Below are 23,594 nucleotides of genomic sequence, written 5' to 3' on the forward strand. Positions count from 1 at the left end.
GCCTTCAGAGTGCGAAGGCCGCCTCGAAGGCGTCGAGCGCCGACTCGGAGTCGGTCGACGGCCACGCCTCGAGACCGACGACCCCGTCGTAGCCGAGGGCGCGCAGCTCCTGCGCGACGGCCGGGTAGCGGATCTCGCCGGTTCCGGGCTCGCAGCGGCCGGGCACGTCGGCGACCTGGATCTCGCCGATCCAGGGCAGGCAGCGGCGCACGAGCTCGAGCAGGTTCCCCTCGCCGATCTGCGCGTGGTACAGGTCGAGGTTCAGCCGCAGCCCCGGCCGGTCCACCGCGCTGACCAGCGCGAGGGTGTCCTCGGCGCGGGCGAACGGGGTGCCCGGGTGGTCGACGGCGGTGTTGAGGTTCTCGAGGGTGAAGACCCGGCCGCGCTCCTCGCCGAGCGCGGCGAGGCGGCGCAGCGTGTCCCCGGCGCGGTCGCGGTCCCCTGGCGTCACGTCGGTGCCGGGCCGGACGGGCAGGCCGCCCGGGGCGAGGCCGGTGCCGTGCAGGTTCAGCCGCGGGCTGTCGATGACCTCGGCCGCCGCGAGCGAGAGCTCGGCCGTGCGGAGCGTCTCGGCGATGCCGTCGGGGGTGATCAGATCGCCGGTGAGGTAGCCGGTCATCGACGAGAACGTCGCGCCGGTCGCCGCGAGCGCGGGCAGGTCCTTGGTGGACCAGTCCCAGATCTCGACCTCGAAGCCGCGCTCGTGCAGGCGGCGGACGCGGTCGGCGAACTCGAGCTCCGGGAAGAGCATCTCCGCGGAGGCGGCGAGGCGGACGGTCACGGCCGGCGCCCTACAGCTCGACGCTCACCGAGACGCGCTCGACCGCGGAGCGGGCGGCGGCGTCGGCGAGGACCAGGGCGGCGCGGCCGTCGGCGAACGTGGGGCTCGTCGACTCCTGGCCGCGGGCCAGCTTGATGAACTCGGTCAGCTCGGCCCGGTAGGCGACGGCGTAGCGCTCGAGGAAGAAGTCCTGGTACGGCGGCTTCGCCTGCACGCTCGTGCCGTTCGAGACGCTGACCAGGCTGGTGAGGGCGTTCGCGACCTCGATCGAGCCGTCCGCGCCGAAGGCCTCGATGCGCTGGTCGTAGCCGACCGAGCTGTGCCGCGAGTTGGTGATCGAGACGAGCGCACCGGAGGCGGAGCGGAGCGTGACGACGGCGGTGTCGAAGTCGCCGTGCTCGCGTGCGCCGGGGTCGAAGGTCGTCGTGCCGGTCGCGGTGACCTCGACGATGTCGGGGAGGAAGAAGCGCGCCATGTCGAAGTCGTGGATCGTCATGTCGCGGAAGATGCCGCCGGAGACGCCGATGTAGGCCGCGGGCGGGGCGGCGGGGTCGCGGCTGATGATCGAGAGCTGCTCGAGCGCGCCGATCTCGCCGGCGGCGACGCGGGCGCGCGCCTCGGCGAAGGCCGGGTCGAAGCGGCGGTTGAAGCCGAGGGCGATCGGCACCCCCGACGACGTGACGCGGGGCAGCAGGGCGTCGACGCGCGCGATGTCGAGGTCGATGGGCTTCTCGCAGAGCGCGGGGACACCGGCCGAGATCGCGGCCTCGAGCAGGTCGACGTGGGTCGCGGTCGGCGAGGCGATCAGCACCGCGTCGATCTCCCCGGAGGCGAACATCTCGGCGGCGTCGGTCGTCACGGTTCCGCCGTAGCGGGCCGAGACGGCGTTCGCGCCGTCGACGAACGGGTCGCAGACCCAGGCGAGCGTCGCCTCGGGGTCGGCGGCGATGTTCGCCGCGTGCACCTGGCCGATGCGGCCGGTGCCGATGAGTCCGAAGCGGAGAGGGGTGTCGGTCACGGCGATGTCCTTGCTGCCCGGGGGCGGTCTGGGTGGTCGGGGTTCGGGTGTCGGGAGTTCGGGTCTCGGGAGGTGGGCGCGGCGGGTCAGGCCCAGGCGCGCAGGGCCTCGCGGTTCACGGCCTGGTCGTCGCGGCGCTCGTCGCGGAAGGCGGTGATGTCGGCGTCGGGCGCGTTGAGGACGTCCTGCTCGACGACGACCCAGCCGTCGTAGCCCTGGGCGTCGATCGCGGTCATCACGGCGTCGAGATCGATGTCGCCGCGGCCGAAGGCGACGAACGATCCGGAGGACCAGACCTCGCGCATCCCGCCGCCGGCCGCCAGGACCCGGCGCAGCTCGGCGACGTCGACGTCCTTGAGGTGCAGGTGGTTGATCCGGGAGCCCCAGCGCTCGACGGCCGCGACCGGGTCGCCGCCGCCGATCAGCAGGTGGCCGGTGTCGAGCGTGAGCCCGATGTCGACGGCGCCGAGGAAGCGGTCGATCTCCTCCGGCGACTCGATGTACGTGCCCGCGTGGTGGTGGAACGTCGGCTCGAAGCCGGCCGCGCGGACGGCGGCGGTGGCGCGCTCGACGTTGGCGACCAGCCGCGACCAGCGGGCGTCGTCGAGCGGGTCGGCACCGGCGCCGCGACCGGGCGAGGAGCGCCGGGCCGCGGAGCCGTCGTCGGCGAGGGTCGGCAGCGGGAGCCGCGCGGGGCCGTGCTCGGACGCCTCGGCGAAGAGGCGGAGCGCGGCGTCGAGCTCGGGGAGCGAGGCCGCGAAGGCCTCGTCGTCCGAGAAGGGCAGCTGGATCCAGCCGCCGGCGATGTCGAGTCCTGACCGCTCGAGGCGCTGGCGCAGCTCTCGTCCGCGGCCGAGGTAGCCGGCCGGTCCGAGATCGACGCCGGTGTAGCCCGCCTCGGCGAGCACGTCGACGAGGTCGTCGGGCGAGACGACGTCGGCGCCCTCGGGGGTGAGCTCGAAGACTCCGAAGCTGACGGGAGCGCCGGCGACCGCGGCCTTCATCGGGACGCTCCGGGGACGACGTGCTCGGCGGTGGCGTGCGCAGGGGCGGCGTGCGCGGGGGCGCGGCGGATCATCTGGACCATACGACGGTGTACAACTCCTCGAGAGGGTGGTCTGTAATGTCGTTACAATAGCACAATGGGACGGACTGCTGAGCTGCTGAGCTGCTGATGTGCGCTGCATAATGTAGTGACGCCGACAGGTGTCGAGGACGGCCGGCGGTGAGTCGGCGGGCGGAGGGGCGACATGGCGCTGCAGGAGGAGCACGCCCTGCCGATGGACCTCTTCATGGACCTCGACCGCTCCGGGCCGATCCCGCTCTACCACCAGATCGCGACGCGACTCGAGCGGGCCATCCTCGACGAGACGCTCCCGGCCGGCTCGCGGCTCGAGAACGAGGTGTCGCTGGGCAACCGCCTGGGCATGTCGCGGCCGACCATCCGCCGCGCGATCCAGGACCTCGTCGACAAGGGCCTCCTCGTGCGCCGCCGCGGCATCGGCACCCAGGTCGTGCACGGCAGGGTCACCCGCAACGTCGAGCTCACCAGCCTCTTCGAGGACCTCCAGCGCTCGGGCCAGAGCCCGACGACGAGCACCCTCTCCTCCACGGTCGGCACGGCCGACGAGAGGACCGCCGAGGCGCTCGGCGTCGAGGTCGGCTCACCCGTCCTGCACCTCGTGCGCCTGCGGTCGGCGGACGGGGTCCCGCTCGCCGTGCTCGACAACACGCTGCCGGCCGACTTCGTCGACCTCGACCTCGGCGCCCTCGAGACGCACGGCCTCTACCAGCTGCTCCGGGCCCGCGGAGTGGCGATGCGCGTCGCCAAGCAGCGGATCGGCGCCCGCGCCACGACCCCGCGCGAGGCCCAGCTCCTCGACCTCCGCAAGGGCGCCGCGGTCCTCACCATGACCCGCACCGCCTTCGACAACTCCGGCCGCGCCGTCGAGTACGGCCAGCACTGCTACCGCCCCGACCTCTACTCCTTCGAGATCACCCTCGTCGACCGCTGACCCGCTGCCGGGCGGATCTCGATACGCCCTCTGCGAGGGCTACTCGATCAACATGAGGTGACCGCCCTCGACATGGCTGCTCGATCAGCAGGGACGGGCGCGAGCGCGCTGAACAGCACGGGCGGGCACGCCCGTTCCATGCTGGTCGAGTAGCGCGCAGCGCGTATCGAGACCCACCCACCGGACGACGGCGGATCTCGATACGCCCTCTCCAAGGGCTACTCGATCAGCATGGACGCGTCAGTTCCCGTCGCGGCGGAGGCGGGCCTCGCGGCCGGCGATGTGCACGCCGAGGCCGGTGATGCCGGCGGTGAATGCGACGATCACGCCGAGCATCCCGTAGATGCTCCCCGCGCCCGCGGCGAATGCGCCGATGAGGAGCGCGATCGAGGCCAGCACGATCAGGACGGCGCCGGCGATCTCGCCGCCGCTGGATCTCCTCAGCACGTCTCGCATGCCTCCAGACTGCGACGCGCGGCGCGCCCGCCGCAAGGCTTCCGAGATGAACGGAGCACGAGAGCCCGCCGCCCGCTAGACGGCCACCCGCCCCCGCCGCAAGCCCGAGAGACGCCGAGCCTCCGCGACCAGACTGGAGGCATGCAGCAGCTGACCTACGCCTCCAAGAGCATCGTCACCACCGACGCCGTCACCGAGGCCCTCCTCGACCTCGTGACCGCGATCGACCGGCAGGAGCACTCGGAGGCCGTCAGCGTCCCCGCCTTCACCGACGAGGGCGTGCTCATCGAGGCGAAGATGACCCTCGACGCGAGCAGCGAGCTCGTCGTCGTGCCGGTGGAGCAGTCCGTCGACGACGAGGCCGCGACCGAGGAGGCCGTCGCCAAGGCCGTCGAGGACATCCGCTCGCGCATCAAGGACAACCGCCGCACGATCGCGCGCCCCGTGATCGAGCCGGACCCGGAGCCGTACAACTACGAGGAGTTCTGAGCCGCCGCTGACCTCGGAGGGCTAGCCCAGGCGCCCGTCGAGGTCCTTGACCACGCGGCCGGACTGCAGCACGGCCCGCACCGCGGCCGGATCGCCGAGCGCGGCGATGTCGGCCAGCGGATCCGCGTCGGTCAGCACCAGGTCGGCGAGCTTGCCCGGCTCGACCGAGCCGAGCTGCGCGTTCAGGCCCAGCAGGCGGGCGCCGCCGAGGGTGCCGGCACTCAGCGCTTCGAGCGGCGTGAGCCCGACGGCGACCAGCTGCGCCAGTTCGGCGAGATTGTGACCGTGCGGGTGCACGCCGGCATCCGTGCCGAGCGCGAGCGGGATCCCCGCCGCGACGGCCCGGCGCACCGAGTCGAGGCCGCGCTCGCGCAGCAGCTCGCGCTGTCGCAGCCGCTCGGCGGTGGTCGTCGCCGGGTCGAACGCGCGGACCAGGATGCTCAGGGTCGGCACGAGCGTCGTCCCGCGCTCGCGCATCAGCGCGATGGTCTCGTCGGAGAGGTCGTAGCCGTGCTCGATGCTCGTCGCGCCGCCCAGCACGGCGGCGCGCGCGGCGTCGTCGGAGAGGGCGTGCGCGGTGATCGGCCGGCCGCCGCGCTCGGCGAGCAGCTCCGCGATCAGGGCGACCTGCTTCTGCGTGATCCCGACGTCGCGGGCGTCGTCGTTCGGTGAGCCGAGCCCGCCCGAGGTGGCGACCTTGATCACGTCGGCGCCGGTTCGGACGAGGGTGCGGACCGTCCGGACGACGTCCTCGTCCGTGTCGACGAGCCCGGGCGCGGGCATGCCCGGGCGCACGGCCCAGGCCGGCAGGCTGCCGTTGCGGTGGTGCGGATCGGCGTGGCCGCCGGTCGGCGAGAGCATGGCGATCGCGAGGTGCAGGCGCGGGCCGTCGACCGCGCCGCGCGCGACGGCCTCGCGGTAGCCCGGCGACAGCCCGTCGAGGTCGCGGGCGGTGGTCACGCCGGCGTCGAGCGTGCGGCGCAGGAGCCCGGCGATCTCGAGGACGTCCTCCTCCGGGAAGCGCTCGCGCGCCGCCTCCGGAGCGACCGGCACCATCGCGAGGTGCACGTGCACGTCGACGAAGCCCGGCAGCAGGAATGCGCCGGACACGTCGACCGCGCGACCCTCGAGCCCGGGATCCGCACGGCGCGGCCCCGCGTAGGCGATCACGCCGTCGCGGATCTCGACCTCGGAGTCCTCGAGCGGAGCGGCGCCCGTTCCGTCGACGAGCGTCGCGCCGACGAGGCGGAGCACACCCTCGGCGACGGGGGTGGCGGGCAGGCGGGCCGTCATGCGGTCTCCTTCGCGGGGACCGCCGCGGGACCCGAGAGGCTGAAGCCGGGCGAGCCCGGGTCGGCGTCGAGCAGGCGGCGGGTGTACCAGTGCTGGGGGCCGGCGTAAATCCGCTCGACCGGGCCGGCCTCGACGACCTCGCCGCGGTAGAGCACCACGACCTCGTCGCTGACCCGCTGGACGACGGCGAGGTTGTGCGAGATGAACATCATCGTCAGGCCGAGCGACTCCTTGATCCCGGCGAGCAGATCGAGGATCTGGCCCTGCACCGAGACGTCGAGGGCCGAAGTGATCTCGTCGGCGATCACGAAGGTCGGGTCGATGATCAGCCCGCGGGCGATCGCGACGCGCTGGCGCTGCCCGCCGGAGAACTCGTGCGGGAACCGGTGCCGCATGTCGGCGCTGAGACCGACGCGCTCGAGCCAGGCGACGATCAGCTCCTCGTTCCGGCCGACGCGGGCGCGGACCGGGTCGATCGCCTCGGCCAGGGTCTGCGCGATGGTGCGCCGCGGCGAGAGCGAGGAGTACGGGTCCTGCGGGATCATCTGCGTGCGCCGCCGGTAGGCGTGCATCGCCGAGCGGTTGGCGGCCACGATGTCGACGCCGTCCACGGTCGCCGTGCCGGCGGCCGCGCGGACCGAGCCGACCAGCACCTTGGCGAGGGTCGACTTGCCGGAGCCGGACTCGCCGACCACGCCGACGGTGCGGCCCCGCTCGACCCGCAGGTCGACGCCGTGCAGGACCTTCGCGTGGCCGAAGACCACGTCGAGACCGCGGACGTCGACCATCGCGGAGGACGCGGGGGTCACGGCGACGGCGCTCACGAGCGCACCTCCGGCGGCGTCGGCACGGTCACGACGGGCGTCGCGGCGAGCAGCTGCCGCGTGTACGGATGCGTCACGGTCTCCTCCGAGAGGTGGGCGATGTCCTCGATCCGCTCGACGATGCGGCCGTCCTTCATCACGAGGACGCGGTCGCAGAGCGCCCGGACGACGCCGAGGTCGTGCGAGATGAAGAGCACGGCGGTGCCGGAGTCCTCGTTCATCCGCTTGAGCACGCTCAGCACCTCGCGCTGCACTGTCACGTCGAGCGCGGTGGTCGGCTCGTCGGCGATCAGCAGGTCGGGCTTCGCGCTCATCGCCGAGGCGATCATTGCGCGCTGCTTCATGCCGCCGGAGAGCTGGTGCGGGTACTGCCGCAGGCGCCCCTCCGGATCGGAGAGCATCACCGAGCGGAAGCCGCGCAGGAGCAGGTCGAGCGCGTCGCGGCGGGAGTGGCGCAGGCGGATCCGCAGCACGTCGGAGAGCTGGGTGCCGAGGACCATGGCGGGGTTCAGCGCGGTGCCCGGGTCCTGGTAGATCAGGCCGATCTTCGCGGCGAGCACCCGGTCCGGGACGGGGCCGAGCAGGTCGGTGCCACCGAGCTCGAGCCGGCGCGCGGACGCCTCGAGACCCTCGCCGAGCAGCTTCGCGACCACGGACGCCGTCAGCGACTTGCCCGAGCCGGACTCGCCGACGATGCCGAGCACCTCGCCGCGGCGGATGGTGAAGGAGAGGTCGGAGACGAGCTCGCGGCCGGTCGCGCCGTGGCGGACGGTGATGCCGTCGGCGACGAGCACGGCGTCGGCGGGGGCGGGCGCGGCGGTCGAGGAGTCGGTGGCCCTCGTCATCCGGGCCCGCGTCGTGTTCGAGCGCGGGTTCGCCGCCGCCGCCAGGCCGTCGCCGACCAGGAGCGCCGCGAAGGAGGCGACCGTGAGCGCGAGCGCCGGGCCGAGGATGACGACCGGGTTCACCGAGATGCGGCTGAGCCCGTCGTTGAGCAGCGTGCCCCAGTCGAAGGCGGGGGTCTGCGCGCCGAGGCCGATGAAGGAGAGGCCGGAGATCTCGACCAGCGCGCCGGAGAAGGCGCCGGCGACGAGGATCAGCGTCGGCTCGGCCATGTTCGGCAGCACGTGCCGCAGCGCGACGAGGTGCGTCGGCACGCCGGTCAGCCGGGCGGTCGTGACGTACTCGCTCGCCGCGATCTTGGAGGCGAGGTTGGCCGTGAGCCGCGCGAAGCCGGCGATGTTGGCGACCGCGATGGCGACCACCACCTGGACGACGCCCTGACCGAGAATGGCGGCGACGATGATCGCGACGAGCATCGTCGGGTAGCTGACGGCCAGCTCGATCGCGCGCAGCCCGAGCTCGCGGACCCGGCGCGGGGCGAGCCAGACGCCGATGCCGACCGCGATGCCGACGATCGCGGAGAGCACGGTCGCGGCGAGCGCCATCAGCACGGTCGAGCGGGTGGCGACGAGGGTGCGGGCGAGCATGTCGCGGCCGAGGGTGTCGGTGCCGAGCGGGTGCTCGGCAGTCGAGCCGAGGCTGGGGCTGCCGCCGAGGCCGGTGGCCTGGCCCTCGAGCGCGATCGGGGCGATCAGCGCGGTGAGGGCGATCACGCCGAGCAGGCCGAGCCCGATCACGAGCCCGGGGTTCCAGGCGAAGGTGCGCGCGCCGGCGGGCTTCAGGCCGCGGACGGCGGGGAGGGACTCAGCCACGCTGCTCTCCGAGGGTGCGCGGGTCGATCAGACCCAGGATGACGTCGATCACGAGGGTGATCACGAGGGAGATGAGCCCGATGACGAAGACGGCCGCCCGGATCACCGGGTAGTCCTTGTCGATCGCGATCGCCTGGACGATCACGCCGCCGAGGCCGGGCCAGGCGAAGACCGCCTCGGTGATCAGCGCCGAGCCGAGCAGCGCGGTGAGGATGATGCCCGAGAGCGTCAGCGCCGTGGTGAGCAGGTTGGGCAGCATGTGCTTGGCGTAGAGGGTGAGCGCGGGCAGCCGCCAGCCGCGGGCGGTGCGCATGTAGTCCTGCTCGAGGATCACCGCGGTCTCGCGGCGGACGATCCTCGCGACGGAGCAGGTGCCGCCGACGGTGAGCGAGGCGATCGGCAGGATCGCGGCGGTGCCGAAGTCGTAGGCCGGCGAGTACGCGGGCGGCAGCACCTTGAGCAGCACCGCGAAGACGACGACGAAGCCGGTCGCGAGCACGTAGGTGGGGACCGAGGAGATCAGCCCGGTGACGGTGCTGAACACGGCGTCGAGCCAGCGGCGGCGGTCGCCGCGGGTCGCGACTCCGACCGCCATGCCCAGCGCGATGCCGAGCACGAGCAGGAGCAGCACCGCGGAGATCGTGATGGTCAGCGTGTACGGCACGGCCGTCATCACGAGGTCCATCGCGGGGATCGTGTAGCGGTAGGAGGCGCCGAAGTCGCCCTGCAGCACGCCGACGAGGTAGGTCCAGAGCTGCGCGGGCAGCGGCTGGTCGAGCCCGAGCTGGGTGCGCACCAGCTCGACCTGGTCGAGCGAGGCCGCCTCCCCTGCGATGGCGATCGCCGGGTCGCCGGGGATGAGCTGCACGATCAGGAAGGTGACCAGCACGAGCAGCGCCAGGTTGACGAGCAGGCCGAGGGCCCGGCGGAGGAGGAACCTCCGCCAGGCCCCGCCGAGGGTGCCGGCGCGGACGGCGCCCGGGCCGGGCGCCCCCGCGCCGGACGACCCGAGGCCCAACGATGCAGCGGTGGTGGCGGTCGTGGTGCTCATCGCGTCGTCTCCTCGTGTCGTCCGGCTCGGGTGGGCTGCTCAGTGGATCAGGGCGTCAGCGGATCAGGACAGGATCCGCATGGCCGAGATGTCCCAGTAGCCCGAGAACACCGAGGTGGCGAAGCCGGAGCGGGCCACGTAGCGGTGCGTGTCGGTGATCAGCGGCGTCATGTCGACGCGCTCGAGGATCGTCTTCTGGGCGGCGAGCAGGTTCTCGCACTGCGTCTCGGTGTCCGAGGCGGCCATCGCGGCCTCGTAGTAGGCGACGCCCTCGGGGTTGTCGCTGGAGGAGACGTTCGTGCCGCCGTCCGCGTAGGTCGGGCCGAGGTAGCGGGCGATCGTGGTGTGGATGAGGCCGGGGCCGGCGTTCTCCGCCGCGATCGCGACGTCCCAGGTGGCGGGCTCGGTGCGCATGGCCTTCGACCAGTCGGCCGGGTCGAGCGCCGAGACGGTGACGGTGGCGCCCGCGGCGCGGAGCGACTCGGCCAGGTAGTCGGCGGCCGGGTCCCAGTTCGACATCATCAGCAGGCGGATCGACTGACCGGTGAGCTCGGGCGTCGCGGCGGCGGGGTCGTACTTCTGCACCAGCGACTCGTCGTCCAGCGCGCAGCGGTAGCTCGCCGCGTTGACGGTGTACTGCGGCACGCCGAGGCCGTCGAGGCCGGCCGAGTTGAAGCCCTGGGTGTCGATCGCCTGGGCGACCGCGGCGCGGAGGTCCTCCTTGCCCTCGAAGATCGAGCCGGAGCCGGGGGCCTCGTTGAAGACGAGGTTGTAGGCCGAGCTGGCGAAGGTGACGGTCGTGTAGGCGGGGTCGTCCTCGAAGCGCAGCGCGTTCGAGTCGTAGAAGCGGGCCAGGTCGACTCCGCCGGACTCGAGCAGGTTGGCGCTCGTGTTGGAGTCGGACTGCACGGTGAGGTTGATCGTCTTCGCGGGCTCGCCCTCGACGTCCTGCCAGTCGGGCCAGGCGTCGTAGTCGTCGCGCAGCGTGTAGGCGGCGCTGACGCCGGCCGAGAGGTTCGAGAGCATGTACGGGCCGGACCAGGCGCCGTCGACAGTGCCCGCGGCGAGGCCCTCGGTGTCGGCGAGGCCGGCGGGGCAGATGATGCCGGTGCCGGGGCGGGTGACGCCGCCGAGCAGCTGCGAGTAGGGCTGGCTGAGCGAGATCGTCAGCGTGCCGGCCGCGTCGTCGGGGGTGAAGGTCGCGTCGCCGGAGCCGAAGGCCTGGTTCTTCCAGGTCAGCGCGCCCGAGTCGTCGAGGCCGGTGAGGTACGTGAAGGAGTCGGCGACGACGGTCGGCGTGATCGCCGTGCCGTCGGCGCAGGTGGCGTCGTCGCGGAGGGTGAACGTGTACTCGGAGGCCGAGACGGCGTTCCACTCGGTGGCGAGGCCGCCGATGTAGCCCTCGGTCTCGCCCTGGCGGAGCAGGGTGTCGAAGCCGAGGCGCGCGACGGTCACGTCGGCGTCGGCGGAGGCCTTCGCGGGGTCGAAGGTGGACGGCGCGTACCAGAGCTCCGCGTTGATGGTGTCGGTGGTGCCGGCGGTGCCGGTGGCGCTCTGCGGGGCGCTGGTGGTCCCGCAGGCGGTGAGCGCGAGGCTCGCGACGGCCGCCAGTGCGACGCCGGCGAGCAAGCTCTTCCTGACCATGGTGCTGTCCTCCAAGGGGTACGGGTGGTGCATCGGGGGCGGGGCGGAGTTGCTCGGGGGGCCGCTCAACTTGGATCCAATCTAAGGCAATGCGGATCCCATTGTGTTTCGTCGGGATTACATCTGCCGGGCGATCCCCGCGGCCCCCCCGTGCACCGTCCGCCCGCCGACCACCGTGCGCAGCACGCGCGCCCCGGCGAACTCCTCCGCCGAGCACTCCCCCGGGTCGACCGAGAGCAGCACCAGGTCGGCGAGGAAGCCGGGGCGGAGCATCCCGCGGCGGTCCTCCGCGAAGGCCGCGTGCGCCGCGCACCGCGTGTAGCCCTCGACGGCCTCGAGCACCGTGAGCGCCTGCTCCGGACCGAGCGGGTCGGGCAGTCGGCGCATCCGACGGCTCACCGCGGTCGCGACCACCCGGCGCGGGTCGAACGGGAAGTAGGGGGCGTCGGAGCCGAGCGCGATCACAGCGCCGGAGTCGCGCCAGTCGCGCATCGGGTTCGCCGGGTCGGCCCGCGCGCCGAGCCGGGCGGTCAGTCCAGCCGCGTTGCTCCAGGCGATCGACGGCTGCAGCGAGGCGACGACGCCGAGCCGGGCCGCGCGCTCGCGGCTCTCGGCGGAGGGCTCGAGGTAGGCGTGGATCAGCTGGCAGCGCAGGGCGGCGATCCGCTCGGGCGGGCCCGCCGCCTCGAGGGCGTCGAGCACCTCGGCGACCGCGCGGCTGCCGACCGCGTGCACGCCCAGGCCCCAGCCGCGCTGGACGCACTCTGCGGCGAGCCGCGCGAACTCGGCGGTCGCGATCCGCTGCACGCCGTGGCTTCCGCCGGGCCAGGGCTGCTCGAGGAGGGCCTGGCCCTTCATCCCCTCGCCGTCGTAGTAGACCTTGATCGGGCCGAGGCGGAGCAGCTCGTCGCCGTCGCCGGTGCTGCCGCCGACGGTGTCGAGCAGGGCGAGCGCCTCGTCGACGCCCGGGACCGCTTCCATACCGAGCTCGGGGTAGGGCATCGCGACGACGCGCAGCGACAGCTCGCCGCGCTCGTGCGCCGCGCGGTAGGCGGCGAGCTCGTCGAGCGTGACGGCGGGGTCGATGACACCGGTGAAGCCCAGCTCGTGCAGCAGCGGCTGGATGCGGAGGAGGGCCGCGCGGCGGTCCTCGGGAGTGGGCGGGGTGTCGCCGAGCCAGTCCGGGGCGTCCGGATCGGCGTCCGCGTCGGCGAGCATCGCGGCCGAGAACGCGTCGGCGCCGGCGCCCGCGTCGAGCAGCTGCAGGGCCTTCAGGCCCGCGCGCTGGGCGTGCGAGTGCGCGTCGATGAAGCCGGGGAGGAGGGTGCCGTCGAGGTGCTCCTCGGGGGTGCCGGCGGGGGCTGCGGCGCGGACCTCCCGCAGGGTGCCGACGGCGGTGATCCGGTCGCCGTCGATCAGGAGCGCCTCGGCGAGCGGGTTCTCGGGGTCCATGGTGCGGACGCGGGCGACGAGGAGGCGGGGGGCGGTGCCGTTCTGGGACTCAGGCATCGATCGTCTCCCGGCGGTCGAGCCAGTCGTGCACGTCGGCGGCGGTGACGAGCGCGTCGCGCTGGAGGTACTCGATCGCCTCGAGGGTGGCGGCGTGCGCGCGCTCGCTCGAGCCGGCGACGCAGTCGGTGAGCACCCGGACGGCGTAGTCGTGCTGGTGCGCGTCCGCCGCCGTGTAGTGGATGCAGACGTCGGTGAGGCCGCCGACCAGCAGCAGCGTGCCGGCGCGGGAGGCCTTCAGGACGATCTCGAGCTCGGTGCCGAAGAAGGCGGAGTAGCGGCGCTTGCGGATCACGAACTCCTCGGGCCGCGGCTCGAGCCAGGACGCCAGCTCGGTGCCCGGGTCGCCCTCGAGGCAGTGCGGACCCTCGGCGCCGTCCAGCTCGCGGCCGATGTCGATCAGGTCGCGCTTGTGCACCTCCTGCACGAAGACGACCGGCACGCCGGCACTGCGGCAGTGCGCGATCAGGTCGCGCACCCGGGGTGTGCGCTCCGCCCGGCCGCTCATCACGGGGATGCCGAGGGTCGGCAGGCCCGAGGCGGCCCCGCCCTGGATGTCGACGACGAGGAGGACGGGAGTGCCGGAGACGGCGAGCATGCGGGTGGATCCTTCCGGGTGGTGCGCGGGTCGGGTGAGGTGCCCCCATGACCCCGGCGGCGCGAGGGCCGGGGCCCGTCGTCCGCCCGGCAAGTCTGACCAGGCGATCGTTCGGGCGGGGGTCGGCCGTGTTTCCCCGGGGTAAAACCTCGGGCTGCTCGGCTTGTGGAGGAGAGTCGGGCGCGGCCGCTCCATCCGCGCCCCCTGATTCCTCAAAAGTTGCGGTAGTCGCGCGCCACGACCGCAACTCTTGAAGAGTCGGCGAGCGGCGGAGGCGGCCGGCCGTCATTCCTCAGAAGTTGCGGTAGTCGCGCTCGACTACCGCAACTTTTGGAGAGTGGGTCGGGCGCGGGCCGGGGGGCTAGACCGGGCGGGCGGCGCGGCGGCGGCGGTGCGGGAGCAGGGTGGCGACGGGGACCGGAGCGAAGGCGTCGGCGACGGCGACCCAGACGGTCGCGTCGGGGGCGTGGTCGCCGAGGAGCTCGGCGCAGACGCCGCAGGGCTCGATGAGGTGGCGGGAGCCGGCCGGGCGCTGCAGCACTCCGACGATCGAGACGACCGGGGAGCCGGCGACGACGGCGGCGCTGAGGGCGGCCGACTCGGCGCAGACGGAGGCCCGGCCGGCGCTCGCCTCGACGTGCAGGCCGGTCACGATCCGCCCGTCCGCGAGGCGGAGGGCGGCCGCGACCTCGTGGACGCCGGTCCGGTAGCGCGCGTCGAGGATCGCCGAGGCCGCCTCGAGCAGCTCGCGGTCCGGCGCGGACATCCCCGCGGGAGGCCCGTCGAGCACCGGCCGATCGAGCACCGGGCTCTCCGGCGCGGAAGGCCCCGACTCCGCCCCCTCGGTCACGACCAGCCCAGGATCCGCGCCATGTTGCCGCCCTCGACCAGCGCGCGGTCGGCCTCGTCCGGGATCGCCTTGGCGATCTTCATCCGCTCGAGGTCGAAGTCGCTGCCCGGCCACTCGGAGCCGAGCAGGATCTTCTCAGCGCCGAGCCGGGCGTAGGCGCGCTTGACGTCGGACATCAGCGTCGCCGAGGTCTCGAGGTAGACGTGCGGGTTGCGCTCGGCGACGATGATCGCCTCGGGCACGTTCCAGACCGCGCCCATGTGGGCGATGATCGTCGGCACTCCGGGGAAGCCCTTCGCGATCTCCTCGATGGCGAACGGCGCGCAGAACGCGTCGTCGAGCGCGTTGATCAGCACGGGCAGGCCGAGCTCGTCGCAGACCGCGAACAGCGGGTCGAGCAGCCCGTGATCGGCGACGTGGTAGCCGTGCAGGCTGGGGTGCAGCTTGAGCCCGACCAGGCCGGCGTCGGCGAAGCGGCGGATCTCGTCGGTCGCGTTCTCCCACTGCGGCATGACCTGGCCGAAGCCGAACAGCCGGTCGGGGTGCGCCTTCACGAGGTCGATCAGGAAGTCGTTCTCGATGCCCTGCGCGAGGGAGCAGACCATCGCGCGGTCGACGCCGGCGGCGTCCATCCGGTCGAGGATGCGCTTCGGGTCGAACGGGGTGTAGGCCGGGGGCTGCTCGCCGGGGCGGACCCCGCTGAGGTAGTCGCTGCGGCCTCGGCGGTCCTGAGTGGTGTTGTACGCGTCGATGATCATGCGGCGTCTCCTTCTTCCGGTGTGGTGCGGGGGTGTCGTGCGGGGTGTTGTGCGGCGGGCGGCGTGTTGTTCGGGGGCGGGGCGGGCTGCTCAGCCGACCGCGGCCATCGCGCCCATGGCGACGAGCGCGGCGAGGGAGGCGAGCCTCCGGGCGGTGTCGAGGCGGCCGGGGCGTCCGGCGAGGGCGACGCGGAGCGTGCACGCCGCGTAGACGGCGACGGCGGCGCCGAGCGGCAGGGCGAGTCCGCCGCCGTGCGCGTGCCCGGCGCCCGCGAGCGGACCGGCACCCGCGGTGGGCGCGGCATCGGCGAGGAGCACGAGGACGGCGGCGAGCAGCATCCCGACCGCGTGCAGCGCGTCGGCACCGTGCCGCCGCACTCCCCGGCCTCGGCGCACCCGGTCGACGAGGGCGGCGACGAGCGCGCAGCCCGCGAGCAGCGCGGACCAGAGCGGCGCGGGCAGGAGGTGCAGGGCGGGCAGGTGCACGTCGAGCATCGCGGCGAGCATGGCCGCTTCGGCGACGAGCCAGCCGCGGCCCACTCCCCGCCAGCCGGCGAGACCGAGCGCGAGGGAGCTGGCGGCGCCCGCGAGCATCACGACCAGCAGCACGTCCACGCCGGCCTCCAGACCTCGATCGGTCGCCACGGCGGACAACATTGGATCCAATCTAGGGCTGTGCGGATCCATGGGTCAAGCCGGACGCAGGAGTGGGCTCGCCGTTCGGCGACACCGACCCTCGCGTGGGATCCAATACCTGCAATGATTGGATCCCGGCCGACCTGGCCGCTGATAGGAGGGGATCATCGCGTGACGACCCAGGGCGACAACGCACTCGTGGACGATCTGGCCGCCCGGATCCGGGCGAAGATCATGTCCGGCGAGATCCCGATCGGCGCCCCGCTGCGCCAGGCCGAGCTCGCGACGCAGTTCGGCATCAGCCGCACCCCGGTCCGCGAGGCGCTGCGCCAGCTGCAGACCGGCGGGCTGATCGAGGTCGTCCCCAACCGCGGCGCCGTCGTCCGCGTGCCGGTGCCGTGGGAGGTGCGCGAGGCCTACGAGGTGCGCGCCGAGCTGGAGTCGCTGGCCGCCCGCCGCGCGGTCGACCGCCTGGACGATGCGACGATCGCCGAGCTCCGCTCCGTCAACACCGCCATGTACGAGCGCTCGCTCGCCGTCGCCGCCGGCACCGCCGCCGAGCGCGACGGCAGCGCCAACGACCAGTTCCACGGGCTGATCTACCAGGCCTCGGGCAACACCCGCCTCAGCCGGATGCTGATCGAGATCAACGACGCCTTCCCGCGCAACGTCTCGGGCCTGGTCCTCCGCGAGAACTCGCGCCACCGCGAGGAGAACTTCCGCGAGCACGAGCAGATCGTCGAGGCCTTCGTCGCCGGCGACCGCGAGCGCGCCGCCGCGATCATGCGCGAGCACGTCCTCCGCGCGGGCGAGCACCTCGCGCACTGGTACGAGCGCCGCTCCTCGACGGTGTTCACGGGCTGAGGGGCGGAGTCGGCCGCACAACATCAGCTGAGAAGGGTGGGCCTCCTCCCACAGAGGAGGCCGGGTGCTCTCAGCTGATGTCGTGTGGCGGAGTCAGCTCCGCGGCACCGTCGACCCGCGGATCAGCAGCTCCGTCGGCAGCAGCGTCGCCCGCGGAACGTCGTCGCCGGCCAGCAGCCGCACCAGGACCTCGGCCATCGCGTCGCCGAGGCCGGCGGCCGGCTGGCGGACGGTCGTGATCGGCGGCTCGGCCGCCTCCGAGGAGTAGTCGCCGTCGAAGCCGGCGAGCGCCACGTCGCCCGGCACGCTCAGGCCGCGCTCGCGCAGCACCGCCAGGGCGCCGGAGGCCATCTGGTCGTTGGAGGCGAAGACCGCGTCGATCGGGCGGCCGGAGTCGAGCAGGCGCCGCATCGCCTCGGCGCCGTCCCGCGGCGAGTAGTCGCCGATCTCGACGAGCGAGGCGTCCAGGCCCGCCGCCTCGACGGTCGCGCGCCAGCCCGCGAGGCGGTCGATCGCGCCGGGCATGTCCTGGCGGCTCGCGATCATCGCCGGGGCGCGCCTGCCGAGGCCCAGCAGGTGCTCGGTGACCTGGCGCGCCGCTCCGACGTTGTCGACGTCGACGAAGTGGCTGTCGTGGTCGTCGAGGCTGAGCGGGCGGCCGCCGAAGACGAGGGGGACGCTCGCGCCGATCCGGGCGTAGGAGTGGTCGCCGCTGTGGTGCGACACCACGAGGGCGCCGTCGACGTTGCCGCCGAGGAGGTAGCGGCGGGTCTTGTCGGGCGTCGCCTCGGAGGCGATCACGATGTTGAGCATGTAGTCGGTCGCGGCGAGGCGGGTCGCCGCACCTTGCACGACGGCGGCGAGGAACGGGTCGCCGAAGACCTTGCCGATCGACTCGGGCACCAGCAGGGCGAGGACCTGGGTCCGCCGGCTGGCGAGCGAGCGCGCCGCGCGGTTGGGCACGTAGCCGAGCTGCTCGATCGCGAGGCGGACGGCGGCCTGCGCCTCGGCCTTCACCTTCGGCGAGTCGTTGACGACCCGGCTGACCGTCGCCCGGGACACTCCGGCGAGCGCGGCGACGGCCTCGAGCGTGGGTGCGGCCGGTGCGGTGTCGTGACTCATGCGTGCCTCTCGAGCGGTGGACCCCCGGGCCCGAGAGTAGCCGAGCGGGCGCGTGCCCTTCGAGACACCTCCGGGGGTCCGCTCGCACTACGGCCATAGCGGGCTTCCCATGCTGATCGAGTAGGCCGCGCAGCGGGCTTCCTTGCGATCGAGCAGGCCGCGCAGCGGGCTTCCTTGCGATCGAGCAGGCCGCGCAGCGGGCTTCCCATGCTGATCGAGTAGCCCGCGCAGCGGGCGTATCGAGATCCACCATCGCCGGAAGTCGAGTCTGCAGACCCGCCCTGCTGAGGACGGCGGGTCTCGATACGCCCCTTCGGGGCTACTCGACCAGCATGCTGGCGGGCGACTCCTCCGAGGAGATCCGCTGCGGGAGGAGCTCCCGGGGTCAGCCCTTGACTGCGCCGCCCATGATGCCGGCGATCAGCTGCTTGCCCGCCAGCACGAACAGCACGAGCAGCGGGATGATCGACAGCACCGCGCCGGCCAGCACGATCGAGTAGTCGACGTAGTAGCCCGACTGCAGCTGCGACAGGGCGGTCTGCAGCGTCGGGTTGGTCGGGCTCAGCACGATCAGCGGCCAGAGGAAGTCGGTCCACGCCATCATGAAGGTGAACAGCGCGAGGATCGCCATCGCGGGGCGCGCGGCCGGCACCGCGACGGTCAGGAAGGTCCGGAACTGGTTCGCTCCGTCCACCCGCGCCGCCTCGATCAGCTCGTCCGGGATCACGTCCACCAGGTACTGCCGCATGAAGAACACGCCGAACGCGGTGACCAGCGTCGGCACGATCACGGCGCCGAGGGTGCCGGTCCAGCCGAGCTGCCGCATCAGGATGAACAGCGGGATGATGCCCAGCTGGGTCGGGATCGCCATGGTCGCGATCACGGTGATCATCAGCCCGTCCCGCCCGCGGAAGCGCAGCTTCGCGAAGGCGTAGCCCGCCAGGGTCGAGAACGAGACGACCGACAGCGTGATGATCCCCGAGACGACCACGCTGTTCAGCAGCGCCGTCCAGAACGGGATCGCCGTGAACACCTGCGCCGCATTGGCGAGGAAGTTGCCGCCCGGGATCAGCGGCAGCGTCTCGCCGCGGGTCGCGTTGCTCCCGCTGGCCACCACGAACGACCACCAGAGCGGGTAGGTCGAGCCGAGGATGAAGGCGCTGAGCAGGCCGTAGGTGAGGAACCCCGGTCGGTCGACGCGGCCGGCCCCGGAGGAGCGCGGGCGCCGGGCGCGACGCTCGGGCTCGGCCGCGACTGGCGCAGCGGCGGGAGCGGTGGGAATCGTCGCGGTCATCGGTCGCTCGCCTTCTGCGCCGGTCGGCGCGGGCGCGTTCTCACGCGGTTCTCGACGGACGCGATCCGCCGCGAGATCGCGAAGTTCACCAGTCCGATCAGCACGATCAGCAGGAACAGCAGCCAGGCGACCGCCGCCGCCTCGCCGAAGTTCTGCCGGAAGAACGCCATCTCCCAGAGGTAGAGGACGGTCGTCTGGAACTGGCGGTCCGAGCCGCCGATGCCGCCGGCGTTCGAGACGTCGAACAGGCGCGGCTCGGCGAAGATCTGCAGTCCGCCGATGGTGGCCGTGATGATCACGAAGATCAGGGTCGGCCGGATGCTCGGGATGGTGATCGAGGTGAAGCGGCGGAACGAGCCCGCTCCGTCGAGCGCGGCCGACTCGTGCAGGTCGCGCGGCACGGCCTGCATCGCGGCGAGCAGGATGAGCGCGTTGTAGCCGGTCCAGCGCCAGTTGACCATCGACGCGATCGCGATGTGGCTGGCGAGGCGGTCGTTGGTCCAGTCGATCGGGGCGATGCCGACCAGGCCGAGCAGATTGTTCGCCAGGCCCTCCTGGTCGCCGAAGATGCTCGAGAAGATCAGCGCCACGGCGACCGGCGAGACGACGTAGGGCAGCAGCACGCTCATCCGCCAGAAGGTGCGGGCGCGCAGCGACTGGTCGAGCACCGCCGCGAGCACCAGGGCCACGGCGAGCTGCGGGATCGTGGAGAGCAGGAAGATGCTCAGCGTGTTGCCGATCGAGTTCCAGAAGAAGCGGTCGCCGAGCACCGCGGCGAAGTTGCCGAGGCCGACGAAGTCGCCCTGGCCCTGCAGCAGCTGCCAGTCGTAGAGCGAGACCACCAGCGTGTAGACGAGGGGGAAGGCTCCCGTGATCGCGAACAGCAGGAAGAACGGCGAGATGTAGAGGTAGGGCGACGCCTTGACGTCGAAGCGGCTCATCCGCTGCTTGGCCGTCAGCGGCAGGCGGGGCGCGGGGCGGCGGCCGGGAGGCGGCGCGGCCGACGCGGTCGGCGGGGTCAGGGTGCTCGTCATGGGTCGCTCTCGTCGGTCGCTCTCGTGGGGGACTCGTTCGTGGGACGCGTCGTCGGACGCGTCATGGGAAGGGGAGGGAGGGCCCCCGCCCGGCCTGCTACCGGACGGGGGCCCTGTCTGGGGGGCGGGTCAGTCGACCAGCTCGTCGAGGAGCGAGAGCGCCTCGTCCCAGCCCTTGTCGCCGTCGAGCTCGCCGCGGTCGACCTTCTGCAGGACCGGACCGAAGACGTTCTCCTGGATCAGCGAGTCGTCCGGACCCTTGTACTGGGCGACGACGCCCTGAGCGCGCTCGGCGAGGATCGCGCCGGTCGGCGAGCCGTTCAGCGCCGGGTCGGGCGCGGCGGCGGAGGCGAGCTGCTCCTGGGCGGAGACGGTGCTCGGGAACGGACCGGTCGCGTCGAACGCGGCGATCTGCTGCTCCGGCTCACTCAGCCACGAGGCGAGCTCGGCGGCCTCGGCGGGGTGCTTCGACTGCGTCGGGACGGAGAGGAACGAGCCGCCCCAGTTGGCCGCGCCGCCGGGAAAGACGTCGGCGAAGTCCCAGCCGGTGGCCTCGGGGTCGCCGCCGCCGGCCTCGACCTGCGCCTTCACCTGGCCGAGCATCCAGCCCGGGCAGACGAAGGTCGCGAAGGTGCCGTCGTTGAACGACTTGCCCTTGTTCCAGTCCCAGGCCTTCTGCGCGGCCGAGAGTCCGGAGGCGGCGCCGTCGGTGATCCAGCCCCAGCGCTCCTGCAGCTCGGCGTTGCCGTCGATGTTCAGCTCGCCGTCGGCGGTGTAGTAGCCCTCGGGGAGCTGGTTGACCATGGCGTTCCAGACGAAGCCGGACTGGTCGTACCAGGCCTTGCCGGTCGCGTCGTGGTACTGCTTCCCGGCCGCGAAGTAGTCCTCCCAGGTCGCGTCCGCGCCGCCGAGCAGCTCCGCGACGGCGGCGCGATCGGTGGGCAGGCCCGCGGCCTCGAAGGCGGCGGTGCTGTAGCAGAGGCCCTCGGGGCCGATGTCGGTGCCGTAGCCGATGACGCGGCCGTCGGGGTCGACCGCCTGCTCGTACTTCCAGTCGACCCAGTCGGCCTTGCGGTCCTCGATGCCGTGGTCGCGGAGGTCGACGAACTGGTCGGAGACCTCCATGATCGAGCCGAGCCAGCCCTCCTCGATGGCGACGACGTCGGCGAGGCCGGAGCCCGCGGCGAGCTTGGTGAACGCGTCGGTCCGGGCGTTGCCGCCGGTGTCGATGTTGTTCGGGACGATCGTGACGCCCGGGTGGGCGGCCTCGTACTCGGCGTAGAGGTCGTCGAACCCCATGGCGCCGAACGTGGTCACGGTCAGTTCGATGTCGCCGTCCTCGGCCGCTCCGGATCCGGACGAGCAGCCGGAGACGAGCAGGGCCAGGGTGGCGGCGCCGGCGATCGCCGTGGCGATCCTGGCGCGTCGTGATTCGAGCACGGTCACTCCTTCGTGATGGGTGTCAGGGCACCCCTGGGGGCGCTCCCACGGTGCTGTGCTGCCGTGTGTGAGAGCGCTCTCACGAGGTGTGAGGCGAGCATACGGAGCGGGTCGCGGGGAGGTCAAGACTTTTGTGAGAGCGCTCTCTTTTGCGGTCGTGGCGGGTCCTGGAGGAGGTTCGGCTCGCGGAATCGGCCTCGGCACGCGGAATGCAGCGGGAACCGCGAGCCGGAGGCGGTTCCGCGAGCCGGAGGTGACGCCGGGCGATCTCCGGCACGCGGAACAGCCCTGGGCTCGTGGAAACCGGACGAAACAACGGGCCGGAGCGGAGTCCGCGAGCCGGAGATGTGCGAGCCCGAGATCCGCCGGGACCCCGGGCGGCCCTGAACGGTTCCGGACGGTTCCGGCACACGCCCGGCACGGTTCCGACACGCGGAACGGCCCTCGGCACGCGGAAACCCGGCAGAACTGCGAGCCGGAGGTGATCCGACGAGCCGGAGTCGGCCCAAGGCGCCTTCGGCACGCGGAACCACCCTCGGCACGGAGAAACCCGCGGAAACGACGAGCCGGAGCCGACCTGGCGAGCCGCAGGTGACTCCGGAGCGACTCCGGCTCGTGGAATCACCTCCGGCACGCGGAAACCGGGTGGAACAGCGAGCCGGAGGTCGGCTCACGAGCCGGGGGCGGCTCCCGCGTCGATCGCGGCGTCTCGGGTCCGCCTCTTGACGTGGAACTTGTTTTTCACAAGCATGAGCGCAGACGCCGCAGTCCGCGGCTCCGCCGAGAAGGAGAGACTGCCATGCCCTCGATGTTCGTCAACCTGCCCGTCACCGACCTCGAGCGCGCGAAGGCGTTCTACGTCGCACTCGGCTTCTCGATCAATCCGGCGTTCTCCGACCACAACGCGGCCTGCGTCGTGGTGGAGGAGGACCACAACTACTTCATGATCCTGGTGCGCGAGTACTTCCAGACCTTCAGCGACCTGCCGATCGGCGACCCGGCCGTGAACCCCTCCGTCTCGACCGCGATCTTCCTCGACACCCGCGAGGCCGTCGACGCCACCGTCACCGCCGGGCTCGCCGCGGGCGGCTCCGAGTCGCGGCCCGCCTCCGACTACGGCTTCATGTACCAGCGCCAGGTCGCCGACCCCGACGGCAACCTGCTCGAGTTCGGCTGGATGGACCCGGTCGCCGCGGCGCAGGGCCCGGAGGCGTTCACCGGCGAGCAGGCCTGAGGGCGATGGCCGCACGCGACTACGGGCAGTACTCGGCGCTCACCCGCGCGGTCGAGCTGGTCGGCGAGCGCTGGGCGCTGCTGATCGTCCGGGACCTGCTGGTCGGGCCGCGCCGCTACAGCGAGCTCGCGCAGGGGCTCGCGCGCATCCCGAGCAACGTGCTGGCCGGCCGGCTGAAGGAGCTGCAGGCGGCCGGGATCATCCGGCGGGCGCCGCGCTCGCGCATCATCGTCTACGAGCTGACGCCCTACGGCCGCGAGCTCGAGCCGATCGTGCTCGCGCTCGGCGCCTGGGGGTTCAAAGCGCTGGGCGATCCGCGCGAGGAGCAGGTGATCACCCCGGACTCGATGACGGTCGACCTGCGCACTGCGTTCCGGCCGCAGGTCGCGGCCGAGCTGCCGGCGACGGTGTACGCGGCGCAGGTCGGGCCGGCCGGGCTGCTGATCCGGGTCGACGGCGCGGCGCTGGACGTCTCGCGCGGCGAGGTGCCGGGCGGCGAGGCTCCGGTGGATCTCGCGTTCTCTACTGGCGCGGACATCCGACTGCTGCTCTCGGGCGAGCTCGCGCCGGAGCGGGCGATCGCGACCGGCGCGGTCACGGTGCTCCGCGGGCGGGACGCGCTGCTCGGGCGCTTCGCGAGCACGTTCCACCTCGCGGCGTGACGCGCGGCACTGCGGTCGCGCACCCGCGGAGCGGGCCCCGTGCATGCTGATCGAGTAGTCCGCGCAGCGGACGTATCGAGATCCACCGCCGCTCGGAGGGTGGGTCTCGGTACGCCCCTCCGGGGCTGCTCGACCAGCGTGCGGCGGCGCGTCCGGGGCTGCTCGACCAGCATGGGGGCTGCTCGACCGGCATGCGGGCGGAAGGGCTGGCCGCTGAGCGAGGGGCGGGTGGCCGCGCAGGGCGCCTCCGGGGCCGCGCGGCCGGGAGCCGACTGGGCGCGCGGCTCCCTCGGCGCCGGCGGGTGCT

The 23,594-nt window shown here is 72.8% G+C and carries 23 protein-coding genes; 5 read left to right on the plus strand and 18 right to left on the minus strand.

Going from position 1 to position 23,594, the window contains the following annotated elements:
- Nucleotides 1–4 precede the first annotated feature (4 nt).
- From MT350_RS08345 to MT350_RS08355, 3 genes are all read right to left on the minus strand, one after another.
- Nucleotides 5–751 carry a TIM barrel protein gene (locus tag MT350_RS08345; RefSeq protein ID WP_243615934.1) on the minus strand — a complete coding sequence of 249 codons (747 nt, stop codon included), beginning with the start codon at nt 749–751 and terminating at the stop codon, nt 5–7.
- Between the two features lie 40 nt (nt 752–791).
- Entirely contained in the window at nt 792–1,799 is a 1,008-nt protein-coding gene (gene iolG / locus MT350_RS08350; RefSeq protein WP_243599590.1) for an inositol 2-dehydrogenase, read from the minus strand.
- Between the two features lie 86 nt (nt 1,800–1,885).
- A complete protein-coding gene (locus MT350_RS08355; RefSeq protein WP_243599589.1) occupies nt 1,886–2,803 on the minus strand; it encodes a sugar phosphate isomerase/epimerase in 918 nt (305 codons plus the stop codon).
- 246 nt (nt 2,804–3,049) lie between these two features.
- Here MT350_RS08355 and MT350_RS08360 point away from each other — a divergent pair, with 246 nt between their 5' ends.
- Complete coding sequence (locus MT350_RS08360) at nt 3,050–3,814, plus strand: GntR family transcriptional regulator (RefSeq protein ID WP_123734522.1); 765 nt, start codon at nt 3,050–3,052, stop codon at nt 3,812–3,814.
- Between the two features lie 240 nt (nt 3,815–4,054).
- Here MT350_RS08360 and MT350_RS08365 read toward each other — a convergent pair whose 3' ends face one another.
- Entirely contained in the window at nt 4,055–4,261 is a 207-nt protein-coding gene (locus tag MT350_RS08365) for a hypothetical protein (RefSeq protein WP_243615725.1), read from the minus strand.
- 150 nt (nt 4,262–4,411) lie between these two features.
- Between MT350_RS08365 and MT350_RS08370 the strand changes: the two genes are divergently transcribed.
- Nucleotides 4,412–4,759 (plus strand): hypothetical protein, encoded by a 348-nt coding sequence (locus MT350_RS08370; RefSeq protein ID WP_123447447.1) that lies wholly within the window; start codon nt 4,412–4,414, stop codon nt 4,757–4,759.
- A 21-nt stretch (nt 4,760–4,780) separates the two neighbouring features.
- Here MT350_RS08370 and MT350_RS08375 read toward each other — a convergent pair whose 3' ends face one another.
- The 10 genes from MT350_RS08375 to MT350_RS08420 all read right to left on the minus strand — a co-directional run bounded on the left by MT350_RS08375 (nt 4,781) and on the right by MT350_RS08420 (nt 15,646).
- Nucleotides 4,781–6,052: an amidohydrolase family protein gene (locus MT350_RS08375; protein ID WP_243599587.1), complete on the minus strand. Its 1,272-nt coding sequence runs from the start codon at nt 6,050–6,052 to the stop codon at nt 4,781–4,783.
- Nucleotides 6,049–6,876, minus strand: coding sequence for an ABC transporter ATP-binding protein (locus MT350_RS08380; protein WP_243599586.1), 828 nt, complete (start codon nt 6,874–6,876; stop codon nt 6,049–6,051). The genes MT350_RS08375 and MT350_RS08380 overlap by 4 nt, the downstream gene beginning before the upstream one ends.
- Nucleotides 6,873–8,591 carry a dipeptide/oligopeptide/nickel ABC transporter permease/ATP-binding protein gene (locus MT350_RS08385; RefSeq protein WP_243599585.1) on the minus strand — a complete coding sequence of 573 codons (1,719 nt, stop codon included), beginning with the start codon at nt 8,589–8,591 and terminating at the stop codon, nt 6,873–6,875. Before MT350_RS08385 ends, MT350_RS08380 begins: the two co-directional genes overlap by 4 nt.
- The gene (locus MT350_RS08390) at nt 8,584–9,642 is read right to left on the minus strand and encodes an ABC transporter permease (RefSeq protein ID WP_243599584.1); all 1,059 of its coding nucleotides are present in this window, start codon (nt 9,640–9,642) and stop codon (nt 8,584–8,586) included. Before MT350_RS08390 ends, MT350_RS08385 begins: the two co-directional genes overlap by 8 nt.
- A gap of 63 nt (nt 9,643–9,705) precedes the next feature.
- A complete protein-coding gene (locus MT350_RS08395) occupies nt 9,706–11,286 on the minus strand; it encodes an ABC transporter substrate-binding protein (protein WP_243581556.1) in 1,581 nt (526 codons plus the stop codon).
- Between the two features lie 117 nt (nt 11,287–11,403).
- Nucleotides 11,404–12,795, minus strand: a complete 1,392-nt coding sequence (locus MT350_RS08400; RefSeq protein WP_243615726.1) for an amidohydrolase — start codon at nt 12,793–12,795, stop codon at nt 11,404–11,406.
- On the minus strand, nt 12,788–13,393 hold the full coding sequence (locus MT350_RS08405) for a cysteine hydrolase family protein (protein ID WP_243615727.1): 606 nt from the start codon (nt 13,391–13,393) through the stop codon (nt 12,788–12,790). Before MT350_RS08405 ends, MT350_RS08400 begins: the two co-directional genes overlap by 8 nt.
- Nucleotides 13,394–13,754: 361 nt before the next feature.
- Complete coding sequence (locus tag MT350_RS08410; protein ID WP_243599581.1) at nt 13,755–14,198, minus strand: hypothetical protein; 444 nt, start codon at nt 14,196–14,198, stop codon at nt 13,755–13,757.
- 41 nt (nt 14,199–14,239) lie between these two features.
- Nucleotides 14,240–15,001, minus strand: a complete 762-nt coding sequence (locus tag MT350_RS08415; protein ID WP_123447441.1) for an amidohydrolase family protein — start codon at nt 14,999–15,001, stop codon at nt 14,240–14,242.
- A gap of 90 nt (nt 15,002–15,091) precedes the next feature.
- Nucleotides 15,092–15,646: a hypothetical protein gene (locus MT350_RS08420; protein ID WP_243599580.1), complete on the minus strand. Its 555-nt coding sequence runs from the start codon at nt 15,644–15,646 to the stop codon at nt 15,092–15,094.
- Between the two features lie 162 nt (nt 15,647–15,808).
- Between MT350_RS08420 and MT350_RS08425 the strand changes: the two genes are divergently transcribed.
- The gene (locus tag MT350_RS08425; protein WP_207901612.1) at nt 15,809–16,501 is read left to right on the plus strand and encodes a GntR family transcriptional regulator; all 693 of its coding nucleotides are present in this window, start codon (nt 15,809–15,811) and stop codon (nt 16,499–16,501) included.
- A 93-nt stretch (nt 16,502–16,594) separates the two neighbouring features.
- Here MT350_RS08425 and MT350_RS08430 read toward each other — a convergent pair whose 3' ends face one another.
- From MT350_RS08430 to MT350_RS08445, 4 genes are all read right to left on the minus strand, one after another.
- On the minus strand, nt 16,595–17,623 hold the full coding sequence (locus MT350_RS08430) for a LacI family DNA-binding transcriptional regulator (RefSeq protein ID WP_243599579.1): 1,029 nt from the start codon (nt 17,621–17,623) through the stop codon (nt 16,595–16,597).
- A gap of 385 nt (nt 17,624–18,008) precedes the next feature.
- Nucleotides 18,009–18,917: a carbohydrate ABC transporter permease gene (locus MT350_RS08435; protein ID WP_123734512.1), complete on the minus strand. Its 909-nt coding sequence runs from the start codon at nt 18,915–18,917 to the stop codon at nt 18,009–18,011.
- Nucleotides 18,914–19,951: a carbohydrate ABC transporter permease gene (locus tag MT350_RS08440; protein WP_243615728.1), complete on the minus strand. Its 1,038-nt coding sequence runs from the start codon at nt 19,949–19,951 to the stop codon at nt 18,914–18,916. Before MT350_RS08440 ends, MT350_RS08435 begins: the two co-directional genes overlap by 4 nt.
- Before the next feature lie 129 nt (nt 19,952–20,080).
- On the minus strand, nt 20,081–21,391 hold the full coding sequence (locus tag MT350_RS08445; protein WP_243581560.1) for an ABC transporter substrate-binding protein: 1,311 nt from the start codon (nt 21,389–21,391) through the stop codon (nt 20,081–20,083).
- A gap of 799 nt (nt 21,392–22,190) precedes the next feature.
- On the opposite strand from MT350_RS08445, the gene MT350_RS08450 reads away from it, so the two are divergent.
- Together MT350_RS08450 and MT350_RS08455 are read left to right on the plus strand one after the other, a co-directional pair.
- Nucleotides 22,191–22,625, plus strand: coding sequence for a VOC family protein (locus MT350_RS08450; RefSeq protein WP_123705888.1), 435 nt, complete (start codon nt 22,191–22,193; stop codon nt 22,623–22,625).
- 5 nt (nt 22,626–22,630) lie between these two features.
- Nucleotides 22,631–23,287, plus strand: a complete 657-nt coding sequence (locus MT350_RS08455; protein WP_132435434.1) for a helix-turn-helix domain-containing protein — start codon at nt 22,631–22,633, stop codon at nt 23,285–23,287.
- Nucleotides 23,288–23,594: the final 307 nt, after the last annotated feature.

This window comes from Rathayibacter sp. VKM Ac-2928, from assembly GCF_022815545.1.
GTDB lineage: Bacteria > Actinomycetota > Actinomycetes > Actinomycetales > Microbacteriaceae > Rathayibacter > Rathayibacter festucae.

Bases quoted from the DNA above. Each gene is read 5' to 3' on its own strand.
- MT350_RS08435 (WP_123734512.1), bottom strand. From the start codon at position 18,917: ATGACCGCGACGATTCCCACCGCTCCCGCCGCTGCGCCAGTCGCGGCC.
- MT350_RS08405 (WP_243615727.1), bottom strand. From the start codon at position 13,393: ATGCTCGCCGTCTCCGGCACTCCCGTCCTCCTCGTCGTCGACATCCAG.
- MT350_RS08430 (WP_243599579.1), bottom strand. From the start codon at position 17,623: ATGAGTCACGACACCGCACCGGCCGCACCCACGCTCGAGGCCGTCGCC.
- MT350_RS08395 (WP_243581556.1), bottom strand. From the start codon at position 11,286: ATGGTCAGGAAGAGCTTGCTCGCCGGCGTCGCACTGGCGGCCGTCGCG.
- MT350_RS08360 (WP_123734522.1), top strand. From the start codon at position 3,050: ATGGCGCTGCAGGAGGAGCACGCCCTGCCGATGGACCTCTTCATGGAC.
- MT350_RS08415 (WP_123447441.1), bottom strand. From the start codon at position 15,001: ATGATCATCGACGCGTACAACACCACTCAGGACCGCCGAGGCCGCAGC.
- MT350_RS08450 (WP_123705888.1), top strand. From the start codon at position 22,191: ATGCCCTCGATGTTCGTCAACCTGCCCGTCACCGACCTCGAGCGCGCG.
- MT350_RS08455 (WP_132435434.1), top strand. From the start codon at position 22,631: ATGGCCGCACGCGACTACGGGCAGTACTCGGCGCTCACCCGCGCGGTC.
- MT350_RS08440 (WP_243615728.1), bottom strand. From the start codon at position 19,951: ATGACGAGCACCCTGACCCCGCCGACCGCGTCGGCCGCGCCGCCTCCC.
- MT350_RS08400 (WP_243615726.1), bottom strand. From the start codon at position 12,795: ATGCCTGAGTCCCAGAACGGCACCGCCCCCCGCCTCCTCGTCGCCCGC.
- MT350_RS08375 (WP_243599587.1), bottom strand. From the start codon at position 6,052: ATGACGGCCCGCCTGCCCGCCACCCCCGTCGCCGAGGGTGTGCTCCGC.
- MT350_RS08390 (WP_243599584.1), bottom strand. From the start codon at position 9,642: ATGAGCACCACGACCGCCACCACCGCTGCATCGTTGGGCCTCGGGTCG.
- MT350_RS08355 (WP_243599589.1), bottom strand. From the start codon at position 2,803: ATGAAGGCCGCGGTCGCCGGCGCTCCCGTCAGCTTCGGAGTCTTCGAG.
- MT350_RS08370 (WP_123447447.1), top strand. From the start codon at position 4,412: ATGCAGCAGCTGACCTACGCCTCCAAGAGCATCGTCACCACCGACGCC.
- MT350_RS08345 (WP_243615934.1), bottom strand. From the start codon at position 751: ATGCTCTTCCCGGAGCTCGAGTTCGCCGACCGCGTCCGCCGCCTGCAC.